This is a genomic window from Ruegeria sp. YTSC003 (assembly GCF_059609785.1).
Genome location: NZ_JBXWMK010000001.1, coordinates 602,141 through 628,165, shown reverse-complemented (window position 1 = coordinate 628,165; position 26,025 = coordinate 602,141). Strand labels below are relative to the sequence as shown.

The window sequence follows — 26,025 nt, the reverse complement described above, 5'->3', positions numbered from 1 at the left end:
TCTTTAATCGTTGTCGGATAAGCCCGCGCCGGCCCCGCGCAAGCGGGATTCCTCGGTGGCGGGGGCGTATGTGCGGTGGGCGAACCGGTTCAGAATGTCCCAATCAGTTGGATCAGGTTCCGCCCGTGTTCGACGGGGGACTGGTGCGGTCAGTTGGCCACCGATTTGCACCGAAACCTGTTGTGCCCTATCCGAAAGTGGGGCGTTGAGGGACAGGTCAAATCCGTCGGTTTCTACCTGTGCACGGTCACAGTCAACACTCACGCAGGTCTGTAACACGCGCGCCGCATTGGCCGCGAATGGAAGCAGCAAGACAGGTACAGCTACATTCTTTATCTCAATCGAGGATGAATTCAGTTGCTGCGCACAATCTGACAGCAATGCGCCAGTTACCAAAGGGCAAAGCTCGCTATCACTCTGCCATTCTCTGCTCAGATCGGCCGGGGTGTGTTGTTTAGGTGCGCGCGTCAATTCCAGTTGCAGCAGCTGAGCCAAAGCACCGGTGCCGTTTTGCCCCCGCGCGCACAGCCAGCGTGTTGCTTTCGCGGCTTCCTCGGCCAGTCCCCAGCTATATCCGGCACCACGCGCCGCGCGCTTTGCGGTGGCTTCGATCTCATTTAGCGAGACGTTCATGAAGATAGCTCCGGATAGACCCACAGATCTGCGGTGCTGGTATTCAGGTCTTCAGGGTAAGGCGCGCCAGCGTACATGCAGATACGGACCCAGCGGTCCGAGCGCGGATCAAAATGCGTGGCACCGAAAAACGACAGCTTGGCCCGGAGCATATCGATGGGCATGACGTCTGCGCTTATCGTGTTGTCGCGAAGCTCGCCATACGGGGCTACAACGCCGATCTGCGCGCGCCGCACCGTGTGGCGGTGCTCGGGATGGCGCAGAAGGAACTCGGCTACGGGCTTGTCGTCTTGCCAACTCGCAAGGTCCGCGTAGGCCAGCGCGGCATCTCGTGCCGGGGCGAGGGGCTGTTCATATTCGGCAATCGGTTCCTCGAACCGTTCACCAAGTCGCGGTTCCAGCTTTTCTTCGGACACGTACCAGGCGCGCGCGCAGTTCGCCTCGGCCGACCAATCCATATCCAGTGCCCAGCCAAAGCGGTCGTGGATCGCGGCACGGAGCTGATCGACAGTCATGCCTCCATCAATAAGCTGTGCCTGAGCATTCCCGTCAGCCATACATCCGGTCAGGCCATCCACCAGCTCGCCATAGGGTTCCAGAATAAGCGACGCGAGCAGTTCCTGCCCTTCTTCGCCAAGTGTGGTTTCCGACCAGCGGATGAGCCGATCCCACGGGCGGTCCTGCGTCAGGTCATTTTCGTCCAGATAGCCGGAAATGGCTGTTAGATCGGCATTCAGTGAGGCAATCTTCTCAATCTGAACCGGATGCTCGGATCGCCACCACGACATCGATAACTTGCTGCGATCATAGATGTCCCGAAAGTGTCGGGCTTCGTCCTCTGACGCTGATTGCAGAGACCGAACACGTGCCAACGCCTCTTCGCGCGCCATGATCCAGTTGTTGAACAATACCGGGTGATTGACGATGAACGGAGCCATCCCCAATCCGGTTGAGTTTCCGATGCCCAGCCACTGTGCAATCTCGGGGTTCAGTTCAGCCGACTGCATGCCGCCCTTGGCGAGGGCCATATGTTGCACCAGATCGCGGACAAATGTTCGCGTCAGGTAGACCGACAACATTTCCGCCTGAAAGGGTGCGTGCAGTTCTGGCCGGTTCGCAATCTTCTCGCGATCCGCGGCGCCGAACTTGCCCGATCCGTAAACGGCCGTCGTCCGCATCAGGTAACCGACTTTATGGATTTGCTCCAAGTCGGGCTGTTGTCCGGCAGCCAACCTGTCAACCACGTGTTTCCACAAACGCACGGACCGGTTGGCACGAGACAGGGACAACTCGCTTTCGCTTACGCGCCCTGCCTCTTGCAATGGAACGTTTTCTGACAGGCGTTGGATGTCCTGCTTCGTTGGGATGCCATCGAATAATGCGAAAGTGGCGTCCCACGCCTCAGCGATCACCCGGTCCGACCGTTGTTCGGGCGGCAGGTCATGGGCGAACGCAACCAGCGAATAGGCGCGATCCGGACCTTGCGCCGTGTAGACTGCGTGGCCGACGCCGTTTTCGTCGATCTCAAAAACAGGACGCGTAAAGGCCCAGTTCTCGCGCGCCATACGTCGGGTCAGTTGTCGCATAAAGCTGAGTCTGCACTGATGCAGCGAGCCCAGCCGCGACAGGCGCATAACCTGCGCAGGATCGCGTCGCGGAATATCAGTACTGACGTGGTTCATGCGGTTTGTGGTCCAAAGTTCTGATCGAAAAAGCGGTACCAGTTGCCGCCCATGATGCCCGAGACTTCTTCGGCGTTCATGCCAACGTTGCGCAGCCCGGTTTCGAAATTGCCGAAGTCGCGATTGTCCTCGAACCAGCTCGGCATTGGCGGAAAGCCGGGATTGCTGGCGGAACCTTCGCCATAGTCAATTTCCTTGGTCCAGCGACCAACGCGCATCCATTCGACGATGCTGTCGGGCTGATCCTGACACAGGTCAGTTCCAATCCCTAGATGTTGTGCACCGTATTTGTCGGCCGTACGGGCAATCATTTCGCAAAAACTCTCTAACGTGCAGTCGGACTTGTCTTTCAAGTGATGAGGGTAGACCGAAAAGCCCAACATCCCACCGTTTTCCGTGACCGCGCGGATCACCGCGTCGCGCTTGTTGCGCAGGGCTGGGGACCACTCGTGCGGGTTGGCGTGCGTAATGGCGATGGGACGTTCGGACAGCTCGGCCGCTTCTATGGTCGAACGATCCGCCGAATGGCTCATGTCGACTACCAGACCCACACGGTTCATCTCTTTGATGACCTGTTTGCCCATGCGGGTGATGCCGGTGTCCTCGGCCTCGTAACAGCCGGTCGCCAGCAGGGACTGGTTGTTATAGGTCAACTGCATGAACCGCGCGCCCAGATCGTGCAGGATTTCAACCAGCCCGATATCGTCTTCGATGGGCGAGGGGTTCTGGAACCCAAAAAACACGGCAGTCCGCCCGGTTTCCCGGGCGATGTCGATATCGCTGGCCCAACGGCCTTTCATGATCAGGTCTGGAAATTGCTCAAACCAGCGGTTCCACTTTTCAAAGTTCAGAACCGTTTCGCGAAAGTTCTCGTGATATGAGATGGTGACGTGGATCGCATCCACGCCCCCTTCGCGCAGTTGGCGGAAGATTTTCTCCGACCAGTTGGCGTATTGCAGCCCGTCGATGCGCATCAGACCGGGGTCCCGGCGCTGATGTATGCAGTTTTGACCGTGGTGTAGAACTCCGCCGCTGCCTTGCCCTGCTCACGTGGACCGTAAGAGCTGTCACCGCGTCCGCCGAAGGGCACGTGATAGTCGGTGCCCGCTGTCGGAAGGTTCACGGTCACAACACCAGTGCGCGCGTTGCGGCGGAAGTGGGTCGCGCGAGCGAGGCTTTGCGTCACGATGCCCGAAGTCAGTCCAAAGTTGGTTGCGTTCACCACGCTCAGCGCTTCGTCATAGCTGCCGACCTTGATGACGCTGGTCAACGGCGCGAACATCTCTTCGCGGTTGATCCGCATATCGTTGTTGGTGTTCAGGAACACGCCGGGGGACATGTAGAAACCGTCATGCGGCATCTCAAGTCGCTGACCACCGCAGGCCAGCTCGGCACCTTCGGATTTACCCAGATCGACATAGGCCAAATTTTCGTTCAGTTGCTGTTCACTGACGACCGGCCCCATTTGAACGCCGTCTTCCAGCGCGTGGCCGACTTTCATGGCCTGCGCACCCGCGACAAGTTTTTCGACAAATGCATCGTGCACACCGGCATGAACGACCAGACGCGAGGATGCGGTACATTTTTGACCTGTACCGCCAAAAGCTCCGCCCAATGCCAGCGTCACCGCCAGATCCAGATCGGCGTCATCCATCACGGCCAGCGCGTTTTTCGATCCCATCTCCATCTGAACTTTGGTCAGGTTCTGAATCGCAGCGGCGGCGATGCCTTTGCCAACCGGAACGGAACCGGTGAAGGAAATCGCGTTGACCTTGGGGCTTTCAACCAGCCGCTGACCGATCGAGCGGCCCGACCCCATGACAAGGCTGAACAGACCCTTGGGGATGTCCTGACGTTCGATGATCTCGGTCAGGGCTACGGCAGAAGCCGGCGTGATGTTGGCGGGTTTCCAGACAACTGCGTTGCCATAGCACAGCGCCGGAGCAATCTTCCAAGAGGCCGTCGCGGTCGGGAAGTTCCAAGGGCTAATGATGGCTACGACGCCCACGGCCTCGCGGCGAACGTCAATTTCAACACCGGGGCGGACGCTGTCGGCGTTTTCACCGATCTGGCGCAGGCATTCGGCTGCGTAATAGGTAAAGAACTGACCGGCGCGGTAAACCTCGCCCTTGCCTTCGGCCAGCGGCTTGCCTTCTTCGCGGGCCAGCAGGGTTCCCAGCTCTTCGGCGCGCGACATTAGCTCGTTGCCGATGTTCATCAGAACCGCTTGCTTGCGTTCGGGACCGTAGGCTTCCCATTCTGCCTGTGCAATACGCGCCTGATCCAATGTGGCCTCAAGCTGATCGGCGCTGGCCTGAGCAAACATGCCAACCAGATCGCTCAGATCCGAAGGGTTGCGGTTTTCAATTTCGGTCTCGCCCGCCAGCCATTCGCCAGCAATCAGGTTCAGTTTTGTCACGATGCGCCCCAGAGTCATGAAAATTGGTCTGGCGCAGAATGGCTTTTTGAGTAGATATCAGTCAAACTCAAATAAATTGAGCAAACTTCAAAAAAGGTGAAGCTTGGCGATCAAGATCGAGACCTTACGGTGTTTTTGCACCGTTGCCCAAACAGGCAACCTGATCGAGGCGGCCGACCGGTTGGGCCGCACGCAGTCGGCGGTCTCGATGACCCTCAAGCAATTTGAGGATCATCTGGGTAAAAAGCTCTTTGAAGGAGAGCGCAAAAACCAGTTGTCCCCGTTGGGGTTACAGGTTTTCGAAGTGGCATTGAAACAAGTCCGCCAATTCGATCAGGCCGTCTTGGATATTATGGCCGCAGCAAAAGCAGAGCACGGGTTGCTGCGCATCGCGTCCGTTCCATCGGTTGCGGCGCTGATTTTCCCTAAGGTTCTGGCCTATGTCACAAAGCGCTTTCCCGGCGTAAAAGTCGAATTGCGCGACACAGATACTCAGCAGGTTTTGGACGCGCTGGTTGAGGGTAAAGCGGATATTGGCATCGCCTCAGGTCAGCACGCGCTGAACGGAGTTCGGTCGCTTCCGTTGTTCGAAGACAGGTTTGGGCTGGTATGCACCTCTGATCACCGTTTGATACGACAGCCAAATACGCCAACAATTGACGAAGTCCTGACACTTCCGTTTATACGGAACGCGCTGTGCGATCTGATTCAATCGCCCAAGTTCCGGGCATCCGAAGCGCAGGCGGATGTTACTGTTCACAACACCCATTCCCTTATCACAATGGTCAAGACCGGGGATTGGGTAACGGTGTTGCCGCAATCGGTCGCCAGTTTCATGCCCGAGGCGACGGCGTTTCGCGAAATTGCGGATTTGCCCGATCAGCGCCAGGTCTGCCTCTATGTCAGTGAACATGCGCGGTTCAAACATCTGACTGAAGAGGCGGTCGCTTACATTCTGGAACTGGGCGCTGCCTGATGGCAGAGTACGAGTTCACGGCCAATTTTCGACAAAGCCGAAACATTTCTATGATAATATCGAATTTGAGAGCTTCTTGGACGTAACGCTTGATGGGTGACGCGTCACCATGTTTCAGTTTTTCTTGCCGGGTCGGCGCATCGTGCGGCTGACCCAAAAATGGGAAAGCATCGGCTTTCCGACATTGTTTGCAAGGTGCACCACGGCCCTCGGGCATAGAAAAACAGCGCCGCAGACATCCAACATGGAGACACAAATGAAAAAATTAGCCACGTTACTGGGAGGCGCATCCGCTGTGATCGCTGGACCCGCCCTTGCTGCTGATATCGTGATCGGCGTGCCGAACTGGCCTTCGGTAAATGCGACGGCACATATTTTGAAAGTTGCGATCGAACAGAACCTCGGTCTTGAGGTTGAACTTCAGAATGGCACCAACCCGATTGTGTTCGAGGCGATGGACTCCGGTGCCATGCACGTACATCCTGAAGTTTGGATGCCCAACCAGCAAAACCTGCATGATACCTACGTAAAAGATAAGGGAACGGTTACGTTCAACGCAAACGGAGTTGAAGCCTTCCAAGGTATGTGCGTCGACAAGGCAACAGCAGAAGCACATGGCATTACGTCCATTGAAGACCTGACAAACCCCGACAATGCTGCGCTGTTTGACAGCAACGGTGATGGCCAGGGCGAACTTTGGATCGGCGCGCCAGGATGGGCGTCGACCAACGTCGAAAAAATTCGGGCCAAATCCTATGGTTATGACCAGGTTTTTGAACTGACAGAAATTGACGAGACAGTGGCTTACGCGAATCTCGACAATGCTATCAAGGCAGGCGAGCCGTGGGTTGGGTTCTGCTACACGCCGCACTACGTGTTCGCCCTGCATGACATGCAGATTCTGGAAGAACCGGCTTACGACGCGGCCAAGTGGAACGTGCTGCAGCCCACAGATGATCCGGATTGGCTGGAAAAATCCGAGGCCGGTGTTGCCTGGGATCTTGCCTACCTGCATTTGCACTTCGCAAAGTCGCTTGAGGAAGAATACCCGGAAGTGGCGACCATGCTGTCCAACATGAAACTGGATACGGACACGGTTTCGGCGATGACCTTTGCGTTGGTGATCGAAGGCCAAGAGCCTTTGGCTTATGCCGAGGAGTGGGTCGGTGCGAACGAAGATGCCGTTCTGGGTTGGATGTCAAATTGATTGACGCCCACCGGAATTGAAACTCTGGCAGGCCGTCGGGATAGACCCGGCGGCCTGTTTTGCACCAAAGGGACAAAAATGACCGAAACAGTCGTTAAACTGACGGATGTCTGGAAAATCTTTGGCGCAAAAGCCGAAGAAGCCATGGAAGCCGTTCGGAATGAAGGCATCGGAAAGCCTGAAGTTCTGGAAAGATTCAATTGTGTCGTTGGCGTGCAGGGCGCGTCTTTCGAAGTACCCAGGGGCGAGATTTTCTGCATCATGGGCTTGTCAGGCTCTGGCAAATCTACGCTGGTACGACACGTTAACCGCCTGATCGAACCGACCGCCGGGAAGATCGAAATTCTGGGGCAGGATGTCTCCAAGATTTCCGAGGCCGAGCTGCGTCGCATTCGGGCCATGCAAATTGGGATGGTGTTTCAACACATGGCACTGATGCCACACCGATCGGTTCGCGATAACGTCGCCTACCCGCTGGAAATCCGCAAAGTCTCGAAATCGAAACGCTGGGCGGTTTCGGATCACGCATTAGGCTTGGTAGACCTGACAGGCTACGAAGACCGCCTGCCCAAAGAATTGTCGGGCGGCATGCAGCAACGTGTTGGGATTGCCCGCGCGCTGGCCTCGGACCCCGAGATCCTGCTGATGGATGAGCCGTTTTCAGCCCTTGATCCGCTGATCCGCCTGCAATTGCAGGACCAGTTCAAAGCACTGGTGGCGCAATTGAAAAAGACGACGCTGTTCATCACGCACGATCTGGACGAGGCCATTCGCATAGGCCATCGCATCGCCATCATGAAAGACGGTGTCATTGTGCAGATAGGTACGCCGGAAGACATCGTCATGAACCCGGCAGACGATTACGTGCGAGAGTTCGTGCAGGGCATTTCCAAGCTGAAACTGGTCAAGGCGCATTCGATCATGGAGCCGATCGAAAGTTACTCTGGCCCAACCGATGGCGCACCACGCGCGGATGAAGGGGCGGATTTGGACCAGTTGATCGACCTTGCCGTCAATACGGACCTTCCGGTCATCATTACCGATGCTGGCGCTGATGTAGGCGTGGTCACTAAACCGCGTTTGCTGCGCGGAATTCAGGGGGGTAAAAATGACTGATGCAACCACGGAAGTAAAAGTCACGGCCGCCTCGGATATCGAAGTCGACCGCGAGGCGCTGGACCGCTCGATCCACGAATTTACCGGGCCAAACGGCGACTACTACGTCAACGCGTTTCACAAAATCCATGACGCGACCAGCGGTATTCCCAATACCTTCAACATCTGGGCGGCTGTTTTGGGACCATTCTGGTCTGCGTCCCGCGCGATCTGGGGGATGTTCTGGACTTTCCTGATCCTGGAAATCATCGCCTGGGTTCAGATCGGCCGCGGTGCCTGGGGCAACCCCGGCGCTGATCTGGCCGAACGGGCTGAACGTCAGCAGACCCGCGCGAACGAGCTGTTGGAACGTGCGACTGCGGCCACCGAAAAGGCCGACATTGACCGGTTCAACAAGTTGGCAGCGAATATCCAGAAGGCCGCAGATGCCAGTTTTGAGAAAGCGGCGTCCGCCCAGTCTGAGGCGTTTGGCATCATGGTTACAGGCCTGTTGATGTTGTTGGTTTTCAAGCTTGCGCAAGGTTTTTATGCGGACCGCGTGTACGAAAAGCAGTACTCGAATTGGCGGACAGATCCTGCCAGCACCGAAAGCGGCCGCTCGACCCGCAACACTGTTCTGGGTGCTGTTTTGGTGGCCGCAATTGGCCCACTGATCGTGTACAAATTCACCGTCAACGCCTCACTCCCATTGTTGGATGCATTCCCCGAGCAGGAAGTCTCCGCGATGATATTGGGCGAAGGCAACGGAACGTTGTTCTCAAACCTGGCAAGCTGGATGGAGGCGCAAATAGATGCAGCCGCCGCAGCCGGCGGGGATGTATTCGATGGTATCGTTGCGGGTGTGCGATCTGTTCTGGATGCGTTGACGGTGGCATTGATCGGTTCCCCGTGGCCGGTTGTGATGTTGGTGATCTGTGTGACCGCGTGGCGCGCGGCAGGGCCAAGGGTGGCAATCTTCACCGCGTCTTCGTTGGCCTATATCGCGCTTCTGGGGTATTGGGATGTGGCGATGGAAACCGTGGCATTGGTGGGCGCGGCGGTGCTGTTATGCGTGGTTTTTGGCATTCCGCTGGGCATCTGGTTCGGCAAATCCAAGCGCGCCTACCGGGCGGCCGAGCCGGTGTTGGATCTGATGCAGACATTGCCGGCGTTTGTCTACTTGATCCCAATCATCGCTTTCTTTGGCACAGGCAACCCGCCGGGCATTCTGGCGACGATCATCTTTGGCATGCCGCCGGTCATTCGCTTGACCGCGCTGGGGATGCGCGGGGTTCCGGAAAGCATCAAGGAGGCTGCGGTGGCCTTTGGCGCATCGAAATGGCAGTTGCTCAAGGATGTTGAGATCCCGCTTGCCCTGCCGTCGATCATGACCGGCGTGAACCAGACCATTCTGATGTGCTTGTCGATGGTGGTGATTATCTCGCTGATCGGCGGTGGAGGTCTGGGCAAGGAAATCCTTGAGGCGCTGCAATACGCTGCCAAAGGTCCGGGTCTGCTGGGTGGGTTCGCCATCCTGTTTCTAGCCATGGTCATGGACCGTATCGTGCAAGGCGCCTTCCGCCGAGAAGACGAGAAACTCTGAACGCAAACGCCCCCGGTTCACATCGGGGGTGTTTTTCTTTCACCGGAGACGCAGATGACCGACCGTTACGAACAGTCTATGATGGACAATCTATATTGGTGGGGGATACCGACCCTATTTCGGTGCCCCAATCAAGGTCCCGAAGGGCAGGACATCGCTTTGGTCGGAGTGCCGCATTCGGCAGGCAACGGCACAACCGAGCGGGATCAGCATCTGGGCCCGCGTGCTTTGCGGCATGTCTCGGCGGTACAGCGGCGGGTACATTCGGTGTTTGAAATTGATCCGTGGAACTGTGCGAAGATTGCAGATGTGGGCGACGTTCCATTTCCGCGGGCAAATGATAACGAAGACTGCATCGAACGGATTACGGCTTTTTACAAAGACATCGATGCAGCCGGTGCGCGCCCGGTGTCGATTGGCGGCGACCACTCCATCACTGGCGGGATCGTGCAAGCGCTGGGTCGCGGTAAACTGGCTGGTGGAGAGCCTGTCAGCTTTCTGCATTTGGACGCGCATACTGACGTCTTCACCAAGGTCGATCATTTCCTGGGGGCGAAGAAATCAGCGGCCCATTGGGGCGCGTATCTGGCGGATCAGGGGCAGGTCGACCCCACGCGATCCATGCAAATCGGACTTAGGGGCCATCCACGAAGCTTGGACTGGCTGCAGCCGTCCTACGACTATGGCTACAACATCGTCACCATGCGTGAATTTCGCCAGCGCGGGCTGGCGGATGTCGTGGCTCAGACCAAAGAAATTCTGGGCGACCGCCCGGTCTATATCACGTTCGATCTGGATTGCCTTGATCCCACTGTCGCGCCTGCCGTGTCCAATCTGGAACCGGGCGAGAAGGGTTTCGATATTGACGAGGCTGTCGGCATTCTGCGTGCCGCGCGCGGGTTGAACATTGTGGGCGGGGACGTCGTTTGCATGATGCCAACCAAGGACAGCCCGAACAACATCACCGCGCTAACGGCAGCTGCGGTGATGTTCGAAATGATCTCGATGATCGCCGAAAACGCCAGCTAGCGCCGTGCGTCCACAGCCTGCGCCAAAACGCAGAGCAGTTCGAACATCAGCGAAATGCCCAGCCACGCGGTGCCTCCATTCGGATCGAATGGGGGCGATACTTCGACCAGATCAGCGCCAATCAGGTTCACACCAGACATCCGGCGGATGACCTGCTGCGCCTGAAAACTGTTTGGTCCCCCGATCTCGGGCGTTCCGGTGCCAGGGGCGTAGGTTGGGTCAACAAAATCAATGTCATAGGTGCAATAGGTTGGTGCTTGCCCAACGATACCGCGCACCTCGGCCATCACGTCGTCGATGCCCCGATCGAACAGTTCCTCGATACGGATGATGCGGATACCCTGGGCCTCACCCCACTCGATGTCCTCGGTGTTGTACGCAGTGCCCCGGATGCCAACCTGAACAAAGCGTTTGGGGTCGACCAGTCCTTCTTCTACCGCGCGGCGAAACGGAGTGCCGTGGGTGAACTTATGGCCCCCAAAATAGCTGTCGAACAGGTCTGTGTGACTATCGAACTGGATCAGGCCGACGGGGCCTGCGGCGGCAAGCGCACGCAAAACGGGCAGGGTGGTCAGGTGGTCCCCGCCAGCGGTGAGCGGAACAATGCCTTTTGCCTGTAGGTTTGAGTAGAAATCCGTAACCCGGTTCAGAGTATCTTCGATATCAACCGGATTGGGCGCAACGTCGCCAAGATCGGCGCAATTGACCATTGAGAACGGCGCGACGCCTGTGACTGGGTTCATCGCGCGGATCATCGTGGAATAGTCCCGCAATTGTCGCGGACCATGCCGCGCGCCGGGGCGATTGGTGGTGCCGCCGTCCCATGGGATGCCGATGAGGCCGACCTGAACATCCAAAATCCGTTCGTGATCCAGGTCCAGGCTGGGCAAACGCATGAACGAGGGGATGCCGGCAAACCGGGCCAGCTCCATCGCCGATACCGGCTGAAAAAATGAATCGGTCATGGCCTTATCCTTCACGCAATTCCCATTGGACCCTAGCGGCCCAATGAAGTGTTGGGAATGCTCTGTGGTTTTTATATCAGAATGCGGAAACGTTTCCGGATTTCGGCATCCTGTTCGGCGCTCAAATATTCTGGGTGGTGGCTGGCCAGAACTTCTTTGGCGTGATGTCGGGCAGATGACCATGCGTCTTTCGCACCATCGTTTTGCCACGTGCGGGGCTCCTGTCGATCGGCGAGTTCAGGGTAAAAGTAATCCCGCTCCATGGCTGCGTAGGTCTGTTCACTTCCCAAAAAATGCCCGTCACCCAGAATAGAATGGCAGATGGCGTCAAAACCCAGGTTTTCCTCGCTCACCTCAATCCCGCGCAGCGCCCGATAAGTGTGTGAGTGCATTTCGTTGTCCAACACAAACCCCTCGAAGCTTGCGCCTAATAAGGATGCGGTCATGCCCGAGCTCTCATAGATCAAGTTGCCCCCGGCCAAGGCCGCAGCAAGCGACGTCATGCCTTTTTCAACGCCGTATTGCGCGTCGATGGCCTTTGCGTCAGTCATCGATGCGGCTATGCCCGAGGGCAGACCTAACCAGTTCGTGAGCTGCGCCGAGGCCGCGTTCAAAACGGCCGTCTCTCCGCTGCCGCCGGCGAAGGAACCGGTTCTCAGGTCCACGATGAAGGGCCAGTTGGAAAATACCATCGGAAATCCGGGTCTGATAGCGTAGACCATGACAAGGCTGGCCAATGTCTCGGCCAGCGATTGCGCCAAAAACCCGGCCAAAGTCGCCGGGGCCGTGGCACCGGCCTGCGCGGCCGTGATGCACGACATGGGAATGCTGTGGGCGACGCATTCATAGACGACATCAACCGCATCCTCCCCATACCGCAGTGGCGAAATCACTGGGCTGATATGAGCTTTCAGAAAGGGGCGTTTGGCGAATTCACCCGGCCCTCCGGCGACGATATCCAGCAACTCGACAATGGGGCCGACATGTTCGGCCAGAGTAAACGATGTTGCCACTGGTTTGGTCGTATTGCGCACCAGCGCATAGGCGGTGTTGACGTCCAGATCGAATACATCAGGTACATCTGTGGCCACGCAGCATCGGGTGAACCAGCTGACATTGGCCAGCGTGTCCTGCAATCGGGTGAAGTCGTGCAAATCCGCCAAGGTAGAGGGGCGATAAAGGCCGCTATCGATGTCCAGCGTTTGAACGGCGGCGCCACCCGTGCCGAAATACACGCGGTCGCCGCCAACCTCGATCGAGCGGTTTTCGTCCCGGCCATGAAACACGAAACTCTTGGGGGCTGTATCGATTGCGCGCTGAACCATTTCACGCGGGAACAGCACCCGGTCTTGCTGACCCGCCTGCGCACCTGCGGCTTTGAGGTCTGCCGCTAATCTGTCTGGCACGTTTCCCATGCCCAAACGTTCCAACAGCTGCAGTGCTGTATCGAATATCTGTTCGATCTCGCGTTGGCTCAGAGGTTTATAAGCGCCGCCCTTCTGGCCGGGTGGGCAGGGGTCTACGACCGGTTTGGCTGCTCGCTGGGCATGCCGCGCTTTTCGGCCGCTGCGTTTAGAACCCTCTGATGACATCCGGTCCAATTCCTTTTTTTCACTTTCCTGCACCGTAATGGGCGGAACATCCCGGCATCAAAGGCGAATTGCCTTTTTCAGAATCCGAAATCGCAGTTTCGATTTTCCTGCACCCGCATTTGCGCAGTTGTCGCCCCAGCCTTTTCTTCCGCAAGACTTGGACGAAATCTTACGGAGCAAAGCCAATGAAGTCGCGTACCAAAGTCGTTGTGATCGGCGGCGGCATCGCCGGATGTTCGACCCTTTATCATTTGACGCAAGAGGGGTGGACCGATGTGGTGCTGGTCGAACGGAACGAATTGACCTCGGGCACGACGTGGCATTCGGCCGCGCAAGTGACGAACTTTGGCATGAACCAGACGATGGTGGGCCTGAAAACGCACTCGATCCAATTGTACAAGGAGTTAGCCGACGATCCGGATTATCCGATCAACTACCACTACGGGGATGGCGGAATACGCCTGGCCAATACCGAGGGCCAGTTGCAGGGCTATCGCCACTTTGCATCCATGGCACGGGGTATGGATGTGCATTTCGAGGTGATTGACGCGGACGAATGTGCCCGCCGCCACCCTTTGATTTCGACCGACAACCTGATTGGTGGGCTGTGGGACCCGCTGGACGGGGATATTGATCCTGCTCAGTTGTGTCAGGCCTTGGCGCGCCGGGCACGCAAGGCAGGCGCAGAAGTTTATCGAAATACGCCGGTGACGGGTCTGGTGCAGCACGCCGACGACACCTGGACTGTGCAGACAGAGCATGGCGACATCGATTGCGACATCGTGGTCAACGCCTGCGGATATCGCGTCAACGAAGTCGGTGCCATGATGGGCGTTCATCATCCTGTTTCGTCGATGGAGCACCAGTACTTCCTGACCGAAGAGATACAGGCGATCCGCGACGCGGGGCATCGGATGCCTCTGCTGCGTTGTCCGATCAGTGACTATTATTGCCGGCAAGAAAAGAACGGCCTGTTGCTCGGGTTTTACGAACAGGACTGCAAGACCTGGGGTATGGACGGGATTGATCCGAACTTTGTGAATGCCCTTTGCCCCGATGATTTGGACCGCGTGACGGACGTGTTGGAAGGTGCATTCGCGCGGATGCCCGCGCTGATGGAGGTTGGTATTCACACGGTGGTCAATGGGCCGATTACTTACACGATCGACGGGGCTCCGCTGGTGGGACCGATCCCTGGCAAACGCAACGCGTTTTGTATCATCGGTCTGCGCGCTGGGCTGGGCGAAGGGGGTGGGCATGGGTGGCTGCTGGCCCAACAGATTGTGCACGGCGAGGCGTGTTACGATACGTGGTGCCTCGATCCCCGGCGGTTCACGGGTCATGCAAACGTCGAATTGACCGCGCTTAAGGCTATCGAGGACTATCAGAACGAATTTCGGTTCCACTTTCCGCATGAACATCGCCCTGCAGGGCGTCCGGCCAAAACCACACCTCTGACGCCGGTGCTGGCGGCGGAGGGGGCCGAGTTCACAGTGGTCAACGGGTGGGAGAGGGTGGATTACATCAAACCTTCGCCGGAATTCACGCCGACGCATAGTTTCGGTTTTGACGAAACATTTGACGTGATCGCCACTGAGGTTCGGAATGTGCAATCGGGTGTTGGACTGGCCGAGGTGAACGGGTTCAATCGGATCGAAATCACTGGAAATGACCGGCATGCTTTTCTGGACCGGATGTTCTGCGGGCTTGTGACCCGGCGCGAGGGGCGTGTTGGGCTAGGGTACCTGCTGAACCATCATGGTATGATCAAAGCCGAGGCTACGATCGCCAATCTACCGGCCAGCGATAGGGGGGAGGCGCGCGTCTGGTATGGCTCAGCCGCAGCAAGCGAATTTCATGACATGGATTGGCTACGCCAGCACATGCGACGCGATGAAGACGTTCATCTGCGCAGTTTGACAAATGACCAAACCATATTGGTGCTCGCTGGCCCAAAGGCGCGAGACGTCTTGTCGGTCTGCGCCCGAGGGGATTGGTCAGCTGAGGCTTTCCCGTGGCTCAATGTGCGCGAGTGCTTCGTTGGCATCGCTCCGGCTACGGTCATGAACCTCAGCTTTTCGGGTGAATTGGCCTATGAAATCCACGTACCCAACGCCTCGCTTTACGCGGCCTATTTGGCGTTACGGCAAGCAGGTGAGGCACACGGGTTGAAGGTGTTCGGGGCACGGGCTGTTGAATCGATGCGGATGGAGAAGAGCTTTCTTCATTGGAAAGCAGACCTGATCACCGAGTTCGATCCCTATGAAACAGGATTGGACAGGTTCGTCCGATTGAATAAGGGAGATTTTGTCGGGCGGAACGCTTTGTTAAATCGACAATCAGAGGGGCTTCGTAAGAAGCTTGTCGTGCTCCAGGTTTCCTCGACCTTCGGTCCTGCACATCCTGGAGCGTCAATGATGCAGGGGGATAAGGTGGTTGGAACCGTCACATCGGGTGATTGGGGACATCGCACCGGGTTGAATCTAGCGCATGCATTTGTCGATCCCGCCTACGCGGATATCGGATGTGAAATGGATCTGGACAGTTGCGGTCAGGGTGCGCGCGCAACGGTCATTCCGTCGTGCCCATATGACCCGGGCTTTGACCGGATGAAGGCGTAACTGGAACTTTGGCATTGCCGCAAGAGTAAATCTTTGCTTGGCTAGTTTCGAGCAAATCGAAACAATGATTGGCACCCATGTCCAAATCGCTGAGCCTGAGATGGTTGGAAATCTTCCAATTGATCGCCAAATCCGGATCGATCCAACAGGTCGCGTCCGAAACGGGTTTGTCGATCAGCACGGTCTCGAACCACCTGCGCAGCTTGGAAAACACGCTTGGTATCGAGCTGGTCGATCATGGGCGCAGACCCATGGGCCTGACGCCCGCGGGCGAAGTCTTTGCGCGATATGTCCGCGACGGTTTGACTGTTCTGAAACGCGGCGAGGCCGAAATCCGAACGGGCAATTGGCAACATGCGACCGACCTGCGATTGGCGCTTATTGACGATTTCGACAACCAGATCGCGCCTGATATGGTCCGGTTTCTGGCGCAGGCATTGCCGCGTTGCAATTTTCGTCACTATACGCGTCCCAGCCACGAAATCCTCTCCAAGCTACAGGAACACAAACTGGATGTGGGCGTTGCCACTCGACCGCCTGGGCGAACCGAAGGATTGATTGAGTACCCGTTGATGCGGGACCCGTTTCTTGTCGTGCTGCCCAACAGTTTTGAAGGGTCGCCAGAAGAGCTGTTTCACCCGGACGCGGACTTACCCCTATTACGGTATTCGCGGGACTATGTGATCGGGAAGCAGATCGAGATTCAATTGGCACGCAGCAAGTTTAGCCTACCGAACAGGTTCGAACTGGAATGCAACCAGTCGATCATCGGTTTGGTGGCCCAGGGTAGCGGTTGGGCGATCACGACGGCCGCCTGTTTTCATCGGACCCAGCGGTTCCATAACAGTGTCAAAGCCATGCCGTTTCCCGGTAGAAACTTCGTGCGAACCGTGTCGCTGTTCACGACCGAAGTGTATCCCGTGACGACCTCGGAACTGATCCAGAAAGTTATGGTGAAACTGATCCGGCAACATTTCACTCGCCCAATGTGCGCCAAGCATCCTTGGCTAAAAAACGACTTCCGCACGATGGAGGGGGAGGCGGCTTAGCCCGGCGCAGGCTTACCAAGCGACGGTCGATTTACAATTCTCGTCGCCAGTTGTTCGCCAGTCCCGGCGGTTTGGTTCTCGACCATCTCCACCAGTTGCAGGGCCGCTTTGCGCCCCATTTCACGATGTGGCACATGCACGGTCGTCAGGGCCGGGGAAACAATTCTGGCCAGTTCGATATCGTCAAAACCCGTGATCGATACATCGCCAGGTACGTCCAACCCCATCTCTTGGGCCTGTCGCAAGGCACCTGCGGCCAACACATCGTTTCCACACAAGATTGCAGTCGGCGGCGGGTCAGCGTTCATCAGGTCGCGGAAGGCTTTGGCACCGTTTTCGATCTCATAGGATGTTTCGACAAGAGTCAGATTGTTGGCCGCGAGCCCGCTATCAGATATCGCATCCCGGATGCCCTGAACCCTGAGCCGGGCGCGATCATTCCCGTCTACGAGACCCGAGATCACGCCGATCTGTGTATGCCCCAATTCAATAACATGGCTGGCGAGGTTGAACATTGCCGCGCGATTGTCAAATCCGACGGAAGGCAACTTGGAGTCCGGCAAATAGGACCATGCGACCAATGCCGGAATTTTCCGCTGGCTCAGAAAGTCGTAGATCTTGGGATCGCGGTCATGTCCGATCAGCAGCAGCCCGTCGGCCCCACGTGCAATCAGCGTCCTGATTTGCTCTTCTTCGATTTCAGGTTTGTAAGCTGAACTTGAGACCAGCAGCGTATACCCGCGCTGGTGCAGCTCTTCCTGAAAGGCCTGAAGGCCACGCGCGAAGATCGCGTTTTCCATGGTCGGTATGATCGCCCCGATGGTGAACGACCGCTTGGCGGCCATGACGCGCGCCGCAAAGTTTGGAGTGTACCCTAACGTTTCAACTGCAGACAGGACGCGTTTACGGGTCGCTTCGACAACTCGGTTCGGGCTGTTGAGGCAACGCGACACTGTAGCCGTCGAAACGTCAGCCATTTTTGCCACATCATCCAGTGTCGGCGCCGACCGAGGTTTCTCCATTTCCAAACTCACAATTTGCTTTTGCCAATAACTCTAAACTCAACTGACGCCAGAGGGAAGTGGATATGTAAGCGCTTGCATTTTGCATGTAAGCGCTTACAAAGGGCATTGGGCCGAATCTGAAAAGGGAGTCCAAGAGATGTTTCTTGCTGCGTCCGCACTCGTGTTTGCCATCTATTTTGCGAACGTGGCGCTGGGGGCTTTTGCAAACAGCGCCTTTCTTGGTGACGTCGGAGAGATGTTGGTTCTGTTCGCGGCATCGATCCTGTTCGTTGTCGCAATTCTAAAAAGGGAAGCTGTCCGCGATGCAAAAAAGGGTGGCTGAATTTTTTGCTTGGGAGGGCACTAAATGAAAAACGACAGAAATGAACTGGCGTCCGTCGAACGCCGTAATTTCCTAAAGCTGAGCGCCAGTGGGTCATTCACTGCAGCGCTGGTCGCAGGTGCAGGCGGCGTCCTTTGGTCGTCCGAGGCTGTGGCGCAGACAGCCAAAGAAGAAAGTGAGCGTGAAAAGGCAGCAGACCATGTCATGACGGTCGCGACCGCATATGTACTGGGCGCGTCACGCAGCTATCCTATCATGCAGCTTGATCTGAAAGAAAACATCCAGAACGCGACGAACGGCAAGGTGTACGTCAAGCTTGCGCCTGGTGGTCAGCTGGGTGCCGGTGGTGCATTGGTGCAGAAAGTGCAGGGCGGAACCATTCAGGCGGCGCAGCATTCGCTGTCCAACTTCGCACCTTTCGCATCGACCGTTGATCTTATCAACATGCCGTATCTGTGCGGTTCGAACCAACGGTTCACCAACCTTGTGCATTCCGACACATGGCAGAACGAAGTTCACCCGAAAGTCGAGGCCGCTGGCTTCAAGGCCCTGTTCTATGTGGTGATCGACCCGCGCGTTGTTGCCGTGCGTCAGGGCGGTAATGCAATCATCACGCCGGGTGACATGAGCGGCGTGAAGTTCCGCGTACCCGGCTCGAAAATGCTGCAGCAGTACTACCGCATGGTCGGTGCAAACCCGACACCTGTTGCTTGGGGTGAAACCCCCTCGGCGATCAAACAGGGTGTCGCGGATGCGCTCGATCCATCGGTCGGAGCGCTGTATGTGTTTGGCTTCAAGGACATCCTCAGCCACGTGACCTTTACGCAGGCCGTTCCGGACAGCCAAGTTTATTCGTGTAACCTCGAATGGTTCAATTCGATGCCGCCGGACGTTCAGGAAGGCATCATGTGGGGTTCGGAAATGACCAGTCATCAGAACCTTTCCAAAGTTCCCTCGGCCCGTGCCTTTGCCATGGCCGAACTGAACAAGGCCGGAGTGGAGTTCCATTCGCTTAACGTGGATCAACTGGCCGAGTGGGAAAGCGTTGGGGGCTACCAAAACGCCGATTGGGATCCGTTCAAGACAGAGCTGGCCGGGTCGATGGACGCCTTTGAGAAACTGGTCGAGGCGGCCGGGACACAAGGAAAATACTACGTCCACGACGCATGACCTAAACCGGCGGACGTCTTTTTGGCGTCCGCAATCACTCAACAGCAGTCAGGCCTGAAAGGGCCCAAAACAGAAGGCCGCGCCTGACTGTTCTGTCGCCGAGGGAACCGATGACCTTACTCCAAAACATAGATCGCAACGCCGAGCGCTGGCTGCTGCTGGTGTTCTACGTGATGCTGGTCATCACCATGGCCATCGAGGTTCTGCGACGCGAGATATTCGCCTATTCCTCGATCTGGGGGGAAGAAATCGTCCGGTATTCCTTCATCTATTTGGCCTGGATCGGCGCTGCGGCGGCGGTCAAAGAGCGGGCGCATATCCGGATTGATGTCGTCATGCACTACCTCGGGCCGCGTCCCAAGGCCCTACTGTACATCTTCGGCGATCTGGTGATGTTCGCAGTCGCTGTGATCGCGCTTTACTGGTCGTACGAGGCGGTTCACGTCTCGGCCAAGTTTGGATCAGTGACTGACGGCCTCCGGGTGTCGAAGGTCTGGTTCCTGATGGCAGTGCCGACCGGATTCGCGCTGATGATCTGGCGCCTGATCCAATCGTTTATGCGTGACTTCAAATCCCTTCGCGACGGCACGCCCGTCTTCGAAGGTGACAAGCTGTTTGACTGAGGGGATTTGAGATGCTCTGGAATACTCTCAATCAAACCGTAGAACTGGGCTGGGATTTCTACCTGCCCGTCATTCTGTTCGTTGTTCTGATCGCCATGGCTGTTCCGGTTTGGGCAGCGATTGGTTCTGCCGCGATCGTAATGTTAGTCATGTCGGGCGATCTACCGCTGAGTCTGGTGGGCGAGAGCCTGTTTACCGGGATCGACGCCTTTGCCCTGACCGCCGTGCCGCTGTTTATCCTGACAGGTGACGTGCTGGTCCGTACAGGTTTGTCACGTAAATTTCTGGATGTGGCTGAGGCGCTGACTTGCTTCGCCAAAGGCGGGTTTGGCTCGGCCACCGTTCTGGTTTGCGGCATGTTCGCCGCCATTTCGGGTTCGGATGCCGCTGGCGCGGCCGCTGTCGGTCGCATGACCATCAACCGGCTGGTCGAAAGTGGATATCCGCGCCCCTACGCCTGCGCCTTGGTCGCGGCCGGGGCCTGTACCGGCATCCTGATCCCACCGTCGATTGCCTACATCATCATCGGTCTGGTGCTGGGGATTTCCGCGTCGACCCTATTCCTGGCTGCCCTGATTCCCGGTCTGGCCATTCTGGTTTCGATCCTGATCACCAACATCATCATGAACCGTCTTTACGCCTATGAGGGTGGCGGCATGATGACGATGGGCGAGTGGCTGGCCAATTTGGGCAAAGCCCTGAAATCCGGCTGGTACGCCTTTATTGTGCCCGGGATTATCTTCTATGGCATCTTCTCGGGTCGCCTGACCCCGACCGAGGCGGGTGCCACCGCCGTGGTTGTCACCATCATCATGGGTTTCATCCTGCGCACGCTGACACTGGCCGACTTTCCGTCAATGCTGGTCAGCTCAGCCAAGGTGAACGGGGTGATCCTGCCGATCATTGCCTTTTCGGCCCCCTTGGCCGAGGCGCTGGCGATCATGGGCGTGCCGCAAGGGTTCGTCGCCTCGATCACTTCGCTGACCGACGATCCGTACCTGCTGATCCTGCTGATGATCGGTATCCTGATTGCTGCGGGCTGCGTTATGGAAACGACGCCCAATATCGTAATCCTTGCTCCTATCCTGAAACCGCTGGCCGACAATATCGGCATGAACGAAATCCAGTTCTGCATCATGATGATCACCGCACTGGGAGTCGGTTTTATCACACCGCCGCTTGGCCTGAACCTGTTCGTCGTATCTGGCATTACGGGTGAGTCCATTCTGAAGATTGCGGCCCGTGCTATACCATTTGTATTAACAATGCTGATCGTAGTTCTTCTGATTGCTTACGTTCCGGCGGTTTCGACCACTTTGCTTCCTGAAATCTACCAATAGGACCTGTTGAATATGCCTCGCGACTATCTGAAAAAGGCGACCCTGACGGCTCAATCTCATGCCACGGAAGTGCATGACACCGTGAAGACAATTCTTGCCGACATTGAGGCTGGCGGGGATGCCAAAGCGCTGGAATATGCGGTCAAGTTCGACAAGTTTGACGGCAACGTGTTGATGACCGCCGATGAGATCGAGGCCGCCTGCGCGCTTGTTCCCGAAAGGTTGAAGGCCGATATTCGGTTTGCACACGACAACGTTCGCCGGTTTGCCGAAACGCAGAAATCCACGGTGTCTGACGTTGAGATGGAAATTGTCCCGGGCTTTATCGCCGGCCAAAAGGCCATCCCTGTGGACGCGGCTGGCTGCTATGTGCCCGGCGGGCGCTATAGCCATATTGCCAGCGCGATCATGACGGTCACCACCGCCAAGGTTGCTGGGTGCCGCCACATTACAGCCTGTTCGCCGCCGCGCCCGGGTGAAGGCGTGGCGCCTGCGATTGTCTATGCGGCGCATATCTGCGGTGCAGACAGCATTCTGGCCATGGGTGGCGTTCAGGGTGTGGCCGCGATGACCTATGGTTTGTTTGGCCTGCCGCGCGCCAATATTCTTGTGGGTCCAGGCAATCAGTTTGTGGCCGAGGCAAAGCGCATTCTTTATGGCAAAGTTGGCATCGACATGATTGCCGGGCCAACGGACAGCCTGATCCTTGCGGACGGTTCCGCAGATGCGCATGTGGTGGCCACCGACTTGGTGAGCCAAGCGGAACACGGCTATAACTCTCCGGTTTGGCTGGTGACGGATGACCGGGACCTTGCGCAAAAAGTCATGGAGCTGGTGCCAGCGCTGATCGAGGATCTGCCCGAACTCAACCGGGAAAACGCCTTTGCTGCGTGGCGCGACTATGCCGAGGTCATCTTCTGTTCAGATCGTGAAGAAATGGCGGCCTGTTCGGACGATTACGCGCCCGAACACCTGACCGTTCAGGCCGAGGACCTGGATTGGTGGCTGGGTCGGTTGACCTGCTATGGATCGCTGTTTCTGGGTGAAGAAACCACAGTGTCCTACGGTGACAAGGCGACCGGTACGAACCACGTTCTGCCGACATCCGGCGCGGCCAGCTATACTGGCGGCTTGAGCGTCCATAAGTACATGAAGATCGTCACATGGCAGCGCGCTACACGCGAAGGCTCGAAATCCATTGCCGAGGCGACCGCTCGCATTTCCAGGTTGGAGGGTATGGAAGGGCATGCGCGGGCTGCGGACGTGCGCCTTGCCAAATACTTCCCTGACGAACAGTTCAACCTGACCGCCGATGAATGATCCGCGCGCGTTGTTCGATCTGACCGGGCGTGTCGCTTGCGTGACCGGCGCAAGCTCGGGCCTTGGGCGTCGTGCAGCGCTTGTGTTGGCCTCAGCGGGTGCGTGCGTCGTCGGCGTCGCCCGTCGACCGGAAGCATTGGCAGAATTGCAAGCTGAAGGGGGCGACAACGTGGCCACAGTTGTTGCCGACGTGGCCGATCGGTCGCGCGTGGCATCGCTCGCCGAGGAAGTCGCAGCCAGTTTTGGCGCGCCGGACATCATCGTGCATGCGGCGGGTATCAACACGCGCGAAGTGGCAGATGACGTGACCACCGAAGGCTGGGACAAGACGCTTGAGCTGAACCTGAGCGCGCCGTTCTTCCTAAGCCAGGCAATGGTTCCTGCGATGAAAGCTCGGGGGTGGGGGCGGATCGTGAATTTCGCCTCGCTTCAGACCACGCGTGCTTTTCCGGGCGGTATTGCTTATGGGGCCAGCAAGGCCGGGGTCGGGCAACTGACGCGGGCCATGGCCGAGGCTTGGTCCGCTGACGGCATCACTGCAAATGCCATCGGGCCGGGGTTTTTCCCGACCGAACTGACGCAGGCTGTGTTCAATGACCTCGACCGGGCAACCCGTAACGCGGCGCAAACCTGCATGAACCGAAACGGGCAGATGGAGGATATCGATGGGCCGATCCTGTTCTTGTGCTCACCGGCGTCCAACTACGTCACAGGGCAAGTTTTGATGGTCGACGGAGGGTTTACAGCGAAATGAAAGCGCTTGTTTATCAGGGTGTTGAGCATTTGACCTATGAGGACGTACCAGATGCTGCGCCCGACATAGGTGAGCAATTGATCCGGGTCGAGGCTGTCGGGATTTGCGGCTCGGATATGCACGCCTATTTGGGTCACGACGCGCGCCGACCTGCACCACTTATTCTGGGCCACGAGGCCGCAGGGACGATTGTTGGAGGTCCACGCGACGGTACGCGCGTCACGATCAATCCTTTGGTCAACTGCGGTGTCTGCCCGGCGTGTGAGGCAGGGCGGGAAAACCTGTGTCCCAGCCGGCAGATCATCTCGATGCCACCGCGTGAAGGGGCTTTTGCTCAATATATTGCAATGCCGGATGCAAATCTGGTTGAGGTGCCGGACCACGTATCCTTTCAGCAGGCCGCCCTGGCAGAGCCATTGGCCGTTAGCTGGCACGCGGTTCGGTTGGGGCTTGAGGCGCTGCATCAGGGAATGGCGCGTGATGCGTTGGTGATAGGCGGCGGCGCGATTGGTGTGGCCGCAGCTTTGGCACTGGCGGCAGCTGACTTCGATGATGTTGTCATCGTTGAGCCGAATGACGTGCGGCGCGCCTATCTGCAAAGTTTGAACTCTTTTAATGTGGTCGAAGCCACGGATGATACGTTCTCATTGGTTGTTGACGCAGTGGGGTATTCTGCAACCCGCGCGGCCGCTTCCGAAAAGGTTCAACCGGGCGGCGTTATCGTGCATGTTGGGTTGGGTGAGGATACGGGCGGTTTGGATATACGTCGTATGACGTTGCAGGAGATCACGTTTATCGGCACCTATACTTATACTGCCGATGATTTCCGAAAGACCGCGCAGGCGATATTCAATGGCCGTTTGGGTTCGTTGGACTGGATAGAGGAACGGACCTTGTCTGAAGCTGCCGACGCCTTTCGCGATTTGCGGAAAGGTGCCGTGGCCGCACCCAAAATCATCCTCGCACCCTGGATCTAGTCCAGGCAGAAACGGAGGTATTCATGTACAAAAAAATTCTCGTCCCAATGGCGTTGGATCATGGGATTTCACCGCACACTTTGGAAATCGCCAAGGCCTTATCGGCTGAAAGGGCCGAGATTGTGGCCCTGCATGTCTACGAGATGCCTCAGGGTTCTGTCAGTGCCTATCTCGACAAGGATGTCGTCGCCGAAGGCTTTCGCGCGGCACGCACCTTGTTGCGGGAAAAAGTTTCGGGGCTTGAGGGCGTTCAGGCCGAGATTGTCAAAGGTCACACGGCCCGCACGGTGATCGACTTTGCGACACAAAACAAATTTGACTGCATCGTCATCGGTTCGCATGAACCGGGTGTCAGCGATTATTTTCTGGGATCGACCGCCTCACGCGTCGTCCGTCATGCGCCTTGCGCCGTGCACGTGCACCGCGGGCTGTAACCCGTCAATCGCGCTAACTGCGCCCCATACAGGACTAACATATCGGACATGAACATAGACAAAAAGATCACCGACGATTTGGTGGCCAACGACATCTCATTCGTCACCACGGTTCCATGCAAGCAATTGGCCGGAGTCATCGACGAAATCGACGCGCGTGACGGCATCTATCATATCCCATCGAACAAAGAGGATGAAGGCATGGGCCTGTGTGCCGGTGCCTGGATGGGTGGCAAACGCCCCGCGATAATCATGCAGAACACTGCCATCGGCGTAACCATCAACACGTTGGCGACGCTGATCCAGTATTACCGGATGCCTTTGCCCATGCTGATCTCATATCGTGGAGAGCTGCGCGAACCCGTCGCCTGCCAAGTCGAAATGGCAGTGCATACCAAGGCGCTTCTGGCACAGATGAACATCCCGACCTACCACTTCCATCATCAATCGGATGTCGAGGAGCTGGATGCGATCCTGAAATACACCTTTATGTGCAACAAGCCGGTTGCGATCCTGACCGACGCCAATTTCTGGGGAGGCTATGGCGACCAATGATCCGTTCTGAAATCCTGAAAGAAATTGCACCAATCCTGCGGGATCAATTGGTTGTCTGCAACATCGGCATCCCCAGTCAGGAGATGCATGCAATCGACGACCAACCTACCAATTTCTACATGCTGGGCACTATGGGTCTGGCCTCAAGTATTGGTCTGGGTCTGGCCTTGTCGCAACCAAAGCCGGTCATCGTAATCGATGGCGACGGGTCTATCCTGACCAACCTCGGAACCTTGCCGACCATCGCCAATAACGTGGCTGACAACTACATTCTGCTGATCGTCGATAACGGATCTTATGGGTCGACCGGGGATCAGCCGACTTATGCAGGTAAGAAGACGTCGCTGGCAGCCGTGGCGCAGGCATGTGGCTGCGAGAATGTGGTCGAGTGCCAGGCTGAAGACACTGGAGCCGCATTGCAGGCAGCGCTCGACAGCGGCCAAATGACAATCATCGTCAGCAAGTGCGAAAGCGGCAATGCCAAGATGCCGGTAATCACGATGGACCCAGTTGTGATCCGCGACCGCTTTATGAAGGCCGTCCAAGCGTCATAAAGAAGTCGACCTGCAGGTATTCAGCTTACGCCGTCCCGTTCGGGGCGGCGTTTCTTTGGTCGATTGCACCCCAATTTGAT

Annotated in this window: 24 protein-coding genes; 17 read left to right on the top strand and 7 right to left on the bottom strand. The window is 57.1% G+C overall.

Going from position 1 to position 26,025, the window contains the following annotated elements; genetic code table 11:
- Positions 1-3 precede the first annotated feature (3 nt).
- The 4 genes from AC2FFH_RS03095 to AC2FFH_RS03080 are packed head-to-tail and all read right to left on the bottom strand — an operon-like array spanning position 4 to position 4,752.
- Positions 4-633 (bottom strand): DUF3726 domain-containing protein, encoded by a 630-nt coding sequence (locus tag AC2FFH_RS03095; protein WP_496843722.1) that lies wholly within the window; start codon positions 631-633, stop codon positions 4-6.
- Positions 630-2,315: a hypothetical protein gene (locus AC2FFH_RS03090; RefSeq protein ID WP_496843721.1), complete on the bottom strand. Its 1,686-nt coding sequence runs from the start codon at positions 2,313-2,315 to the stop codon at positions 630-632. The genes AC2FFH_RS03095 and AC2FFH_RS03090 overlap by 4 nt, the downstream gene beginning before the upstream one ends.
- Positions 2,312-3,289 (bottom strand): membrane dipeptidase, encoded by a 978-nt coding sequence (locus tag AC2FFH_RS03085; protein WP_496843720.1) that lies wholly within the window; start codon positions 3,287-3,289, stop codon positions 2,312-2,314. The genes AC2FFH_RS03090 and AC2FFH_RS03085 overlap by 4 nt, the downstream gene beginning before the upstream one ends.
- Entirely contained in the window at positions 3,289-4,752 is a 1,464-nt protein-coding gene (locus tag AC2FFH_RS03080; RefSeq protein ID WP_496768759.1) for an aldehyde dehydrogenase family protein, read from the bottom strand. Before AC2FFH_RS03080 ends, AC2FFH_RS03085 begins: the two co-directional genes overlap by 1 nt.
- Positions 4,753-4,837: 85 nt before the next feature.
- Here AC2FFH_RS03080 and AC2FFH_RS03075 point away from each other — a divergent pair, with 85 nt between their 5' ends.
- The 5 genes from AC2FFH_RS03075 (at position 4,838) to AC2FFH_RS03055 (ending at position 10,644) form a co-directional block, all read left to right on the top strand.
- Positions 4,838-5,710 carry a LysR family transcriptional regulator gene (locus tag AC2FFH_RS03075; protein WP_496768756.1) on the top strand — a complete coding sequence of 291 codons (873 nt, stop codon included), beginning with the start codon at positions 4,838-4,840 and terminating at the stop codon, positions 5,708-5,710.
- A 256-nt stretch (positions 5,711-5,966) separates the two neighbouring features.
- The gene (locus AC2FFH_RS03070) at positions 5,967-6,917 is read left to right on the top strand and encodes an ABC transporter substrate-binding protein (protein WP_058279528.1); all 951 of its coding nucleotides are present in this window, start codon (positions 5,967-5,969) and stop codon (positions 6,915-6,917) included.
- Between the two features lie 78 nt (positions 6,918-6,995).
- The gene (locus tag AC2FFH_RS03065; RefSeq protein ID WP_058275713.1) at positions 6,996-8,033 is read left to right on the top strand and encodes a quaternary amine ABC transporter ATP-binding protein; all 1,038 of its coding nucleotides are present in this window, start codon (positions 6,996-6,998) and stop codon (positions 8,031-8,033) included.
- Positions 8,026-9,615: an ABC transporter permease gene (locus AC2FFH_RS03060; RefSeq protein ID WP_058275411.1), complete on the top strand. Its 1,590-nt coding sequence runs from the start codon at positions 8,026-8,028 to the stop codon at positions 9,613-9,615. The genes AC2FFH_RS03065 and AC2FFH_RS03060 overlap by 8 nt, the downstream gene beginning before the upstream one ends.
- 54 nt (positions 9,616-9,669) lie before the next feature.
- Positions 9,670-10,644, top strand: coding sequence for an arginase family protein (locus tag AC2FFH_RS03055; protein ID WP_496768754.1), 975 nt, complete (start codon positions 9,670-9,672; stop codon positions 10,642-10,644).
- Here AC2FFH_RS03055 and AC2FFH_RS03050 read toward each other — a convergent pair.
- Both AC2FFH_RS03050 and AC2FFH_RS03045 read right to left on the bottom strand, forming a co-directional pair.
- Positions 10,641-11,609, bottom strand: a complete 969-nt coding sequence (locus AC2FFH_RS03050) for an agmatinase (RefSeq protein ID WP_496768752.1) — start codon at positions 11,607-11,609, stop codon at positions 10,641-10,643. The two genes, AC2FFH_RS03055 and AC2FFH_RS03050, sit on opposite strands and share 4 nt — an antisense overlap.
- 71 nt (positions 11,610-11,680) lie before the next feature.
- Entirely contained in the window at positions 11,681-13,201 is a 1,521-nt protein-coding gene (locus AC2FFH_RS03045; protein WP_496843719.1) for a trimethylamine methyltransferase family protein, read from the bottom strand.
- A 185-nt stretch (positions 13,202-13,386) separates the two neighbouring features.
- Between AC2FFH_RS03045 and AC2FFH_RS03040 the strand changes: the two genes are divergently transcribed.
- Both AC2FFH_RS03040 and AC2FFH_RS03035 read left to right on the top strand, forming a co-directional pair.
- A complete protein-coding gene (locus AC2FFH_RS03040) occupies positions 13,387-15,822 on the top strand; it encodes a GcvT family protein (RefSeq protein ID WP_496843718.1) in 2,436 nt (811 codons plus the stop codon).
- Between the two features lie 77 nt (positions 15,823-15,899).
- Entirely contained in the window at positions 15,900-16,871 is a 972-nt protein-coding gene (locus AC2FFH_RS03035) for a LysR family transcriptional regulator (protein WP_496707022.1), read from the top strand.
- Here AC2FFH_RS03035 and AC2FFH_RS03030 read toward each other — a convergent pair.
- Positions 16,868-17,893 carry a LacI family DNA-binding transcriptional regulator gene (locus AC2FFH_RS03030; protein ID WP_496843717.1) on the bottom strand — a complete coding sequence of 342 codons (1,026 nt, stop codon included), beginning with the start codon at positions 17,891-17,893 and terminating at the stop codon, positions 16,868-16,870. The genes AC2FFH_RS03035 and AC2FFH_RS03030 overlap by 4 nt on opposite strands.
- Before the next feature lie 139 nt (positions 17,894-18,032).
- Here AC2FFH_RS03030 and AC2FFH_RS03025 point away from each other — a divergent pair, with 139 nt between their 5' ends.
- From AC2FFH_RS03025 to comE, 10 genes are all read left to right on the top strand, one after another.
- Complete coding sequence (locus AC2FFH_RS03025; protein WP_113789729.1) at positions 18,033-18,218, top strand: hypothetical protein; 186 nt, start codon at positions 18,033-18,035, stop codon at positions 18,216-18,218.
- Positions 18,219-18,242: 24 nt separating this feature from the next.
- Complete coding sequence (locus tag AC2FFH_RS03020) at positions 18,243-19,388, top strand: TRAP transporter substrate-binding protein (protein ID WP_496768743.1); 1,146 nt, start codon at positions 18,243-18,245, stop codon at positions 19,386-19,388.
- A gap of 110 nt (positions 19,389-19,498) precedes the next feature.
- Positions 19,499-20,011: a TRAP transporter small permease gene (locus AC2FFH_RS03015; RefSeq protein ID WP_496725514.1), complete on the top strand. Its 513-nt coding sequence runs from the start codon at positions 19,499-19,501 to the stop codon at positions 20,009-20,011.
- Positions 20,012-20,022: 11 nt separating this feature from the next.
- Positions 20,023-21,351: a TRAP transporter large permease gene (locus tag AC2FFH_RS03010; RefSeq protein ID WP_496725515.1), complete on the top strand. Its 1,329-nt coding sequence runs from the start codon at positions 20,023-20,025 to the stop codon at positions 21,349-21,351.
- A gap of 12 nt (positions 21,352-21,363) precedes the next feature.
- Positions 21,364-22,671: a histidinol dehydrogenase gene (gene hisD / locus AC2FFH_RS03005; RefSeq protein ID WP_496768742.1), complete on the top strand. Its 1,308-nt coding sequence runs from the start codon at positions 21,364-21,366 to the stop codon at positions 22,669-22,671.
- Positions 22,664-23,425: an SDR family NAD(P)-dependent oxidoreductase gene (locus AC2FFH_RS03000; RefSeq protein WP_496735308.1), complete on the top strand. Its 762-nt coding sequence runs from the start codon at positions 22,664-22,666 to the stop codon at positions 23,423-23,425. The genes hisD and AC2FFH_RS03000 overlap by 8 nt, the downstream gene beginning before the upstream one ends.
- Complete coding sequence (locus AC2FFH_RS02995) at positions 23,422-24,402, top strand: alcohol dehydrogenase catalytic domain-containing protein (RefSeq protein ID WP_496768740.1); 981 nt, start codon at positions 23,422-23,424, stop codon at positions 24,400-24,402. Before AC2FFH_RS03000 ends, AC2FFH_RS02995 begins: the two co-directional genes overlap by 4 nt.
- 23 nt (positions 24,403-24,425) lie before the next feature.
- A complete protein-coding gene (locus tag AC2FFH_RS02990; protein ID WP_496725519.1) occupies positions 24,426-24,836 on the top strand; it encodes a universal stress protein in 411 nt (136 codons plus the stop codon).
- Between the two features lie 48 nt (positions 24,837-24,884).
- Entirely contained in the window at positions 24,885-25,391 is a 507-nt protein-coding gene (locus AC2FFH_RS02985; RefSeq protein WP_496768738.1) for a sulfopyruvate decarboxylase subunit alpha, read from the top strand.
- A complete protein-coding gene (gene comE, locus AC2FFH_RS02980; protein WP_496735313.1) occupies positions 25,388-25,945 on the top strand; it encodes a sulfopyruvate decarboxylase subunit beta in 558 nt (185 codons plus the stop codon). The genes AC2FFH_RS02985 and comE overlap by 4 nt, the downstream gene beginning before the upstream one ends.
- Positions 25,946-26,025 lie beyond the last annotated feature (80 nt).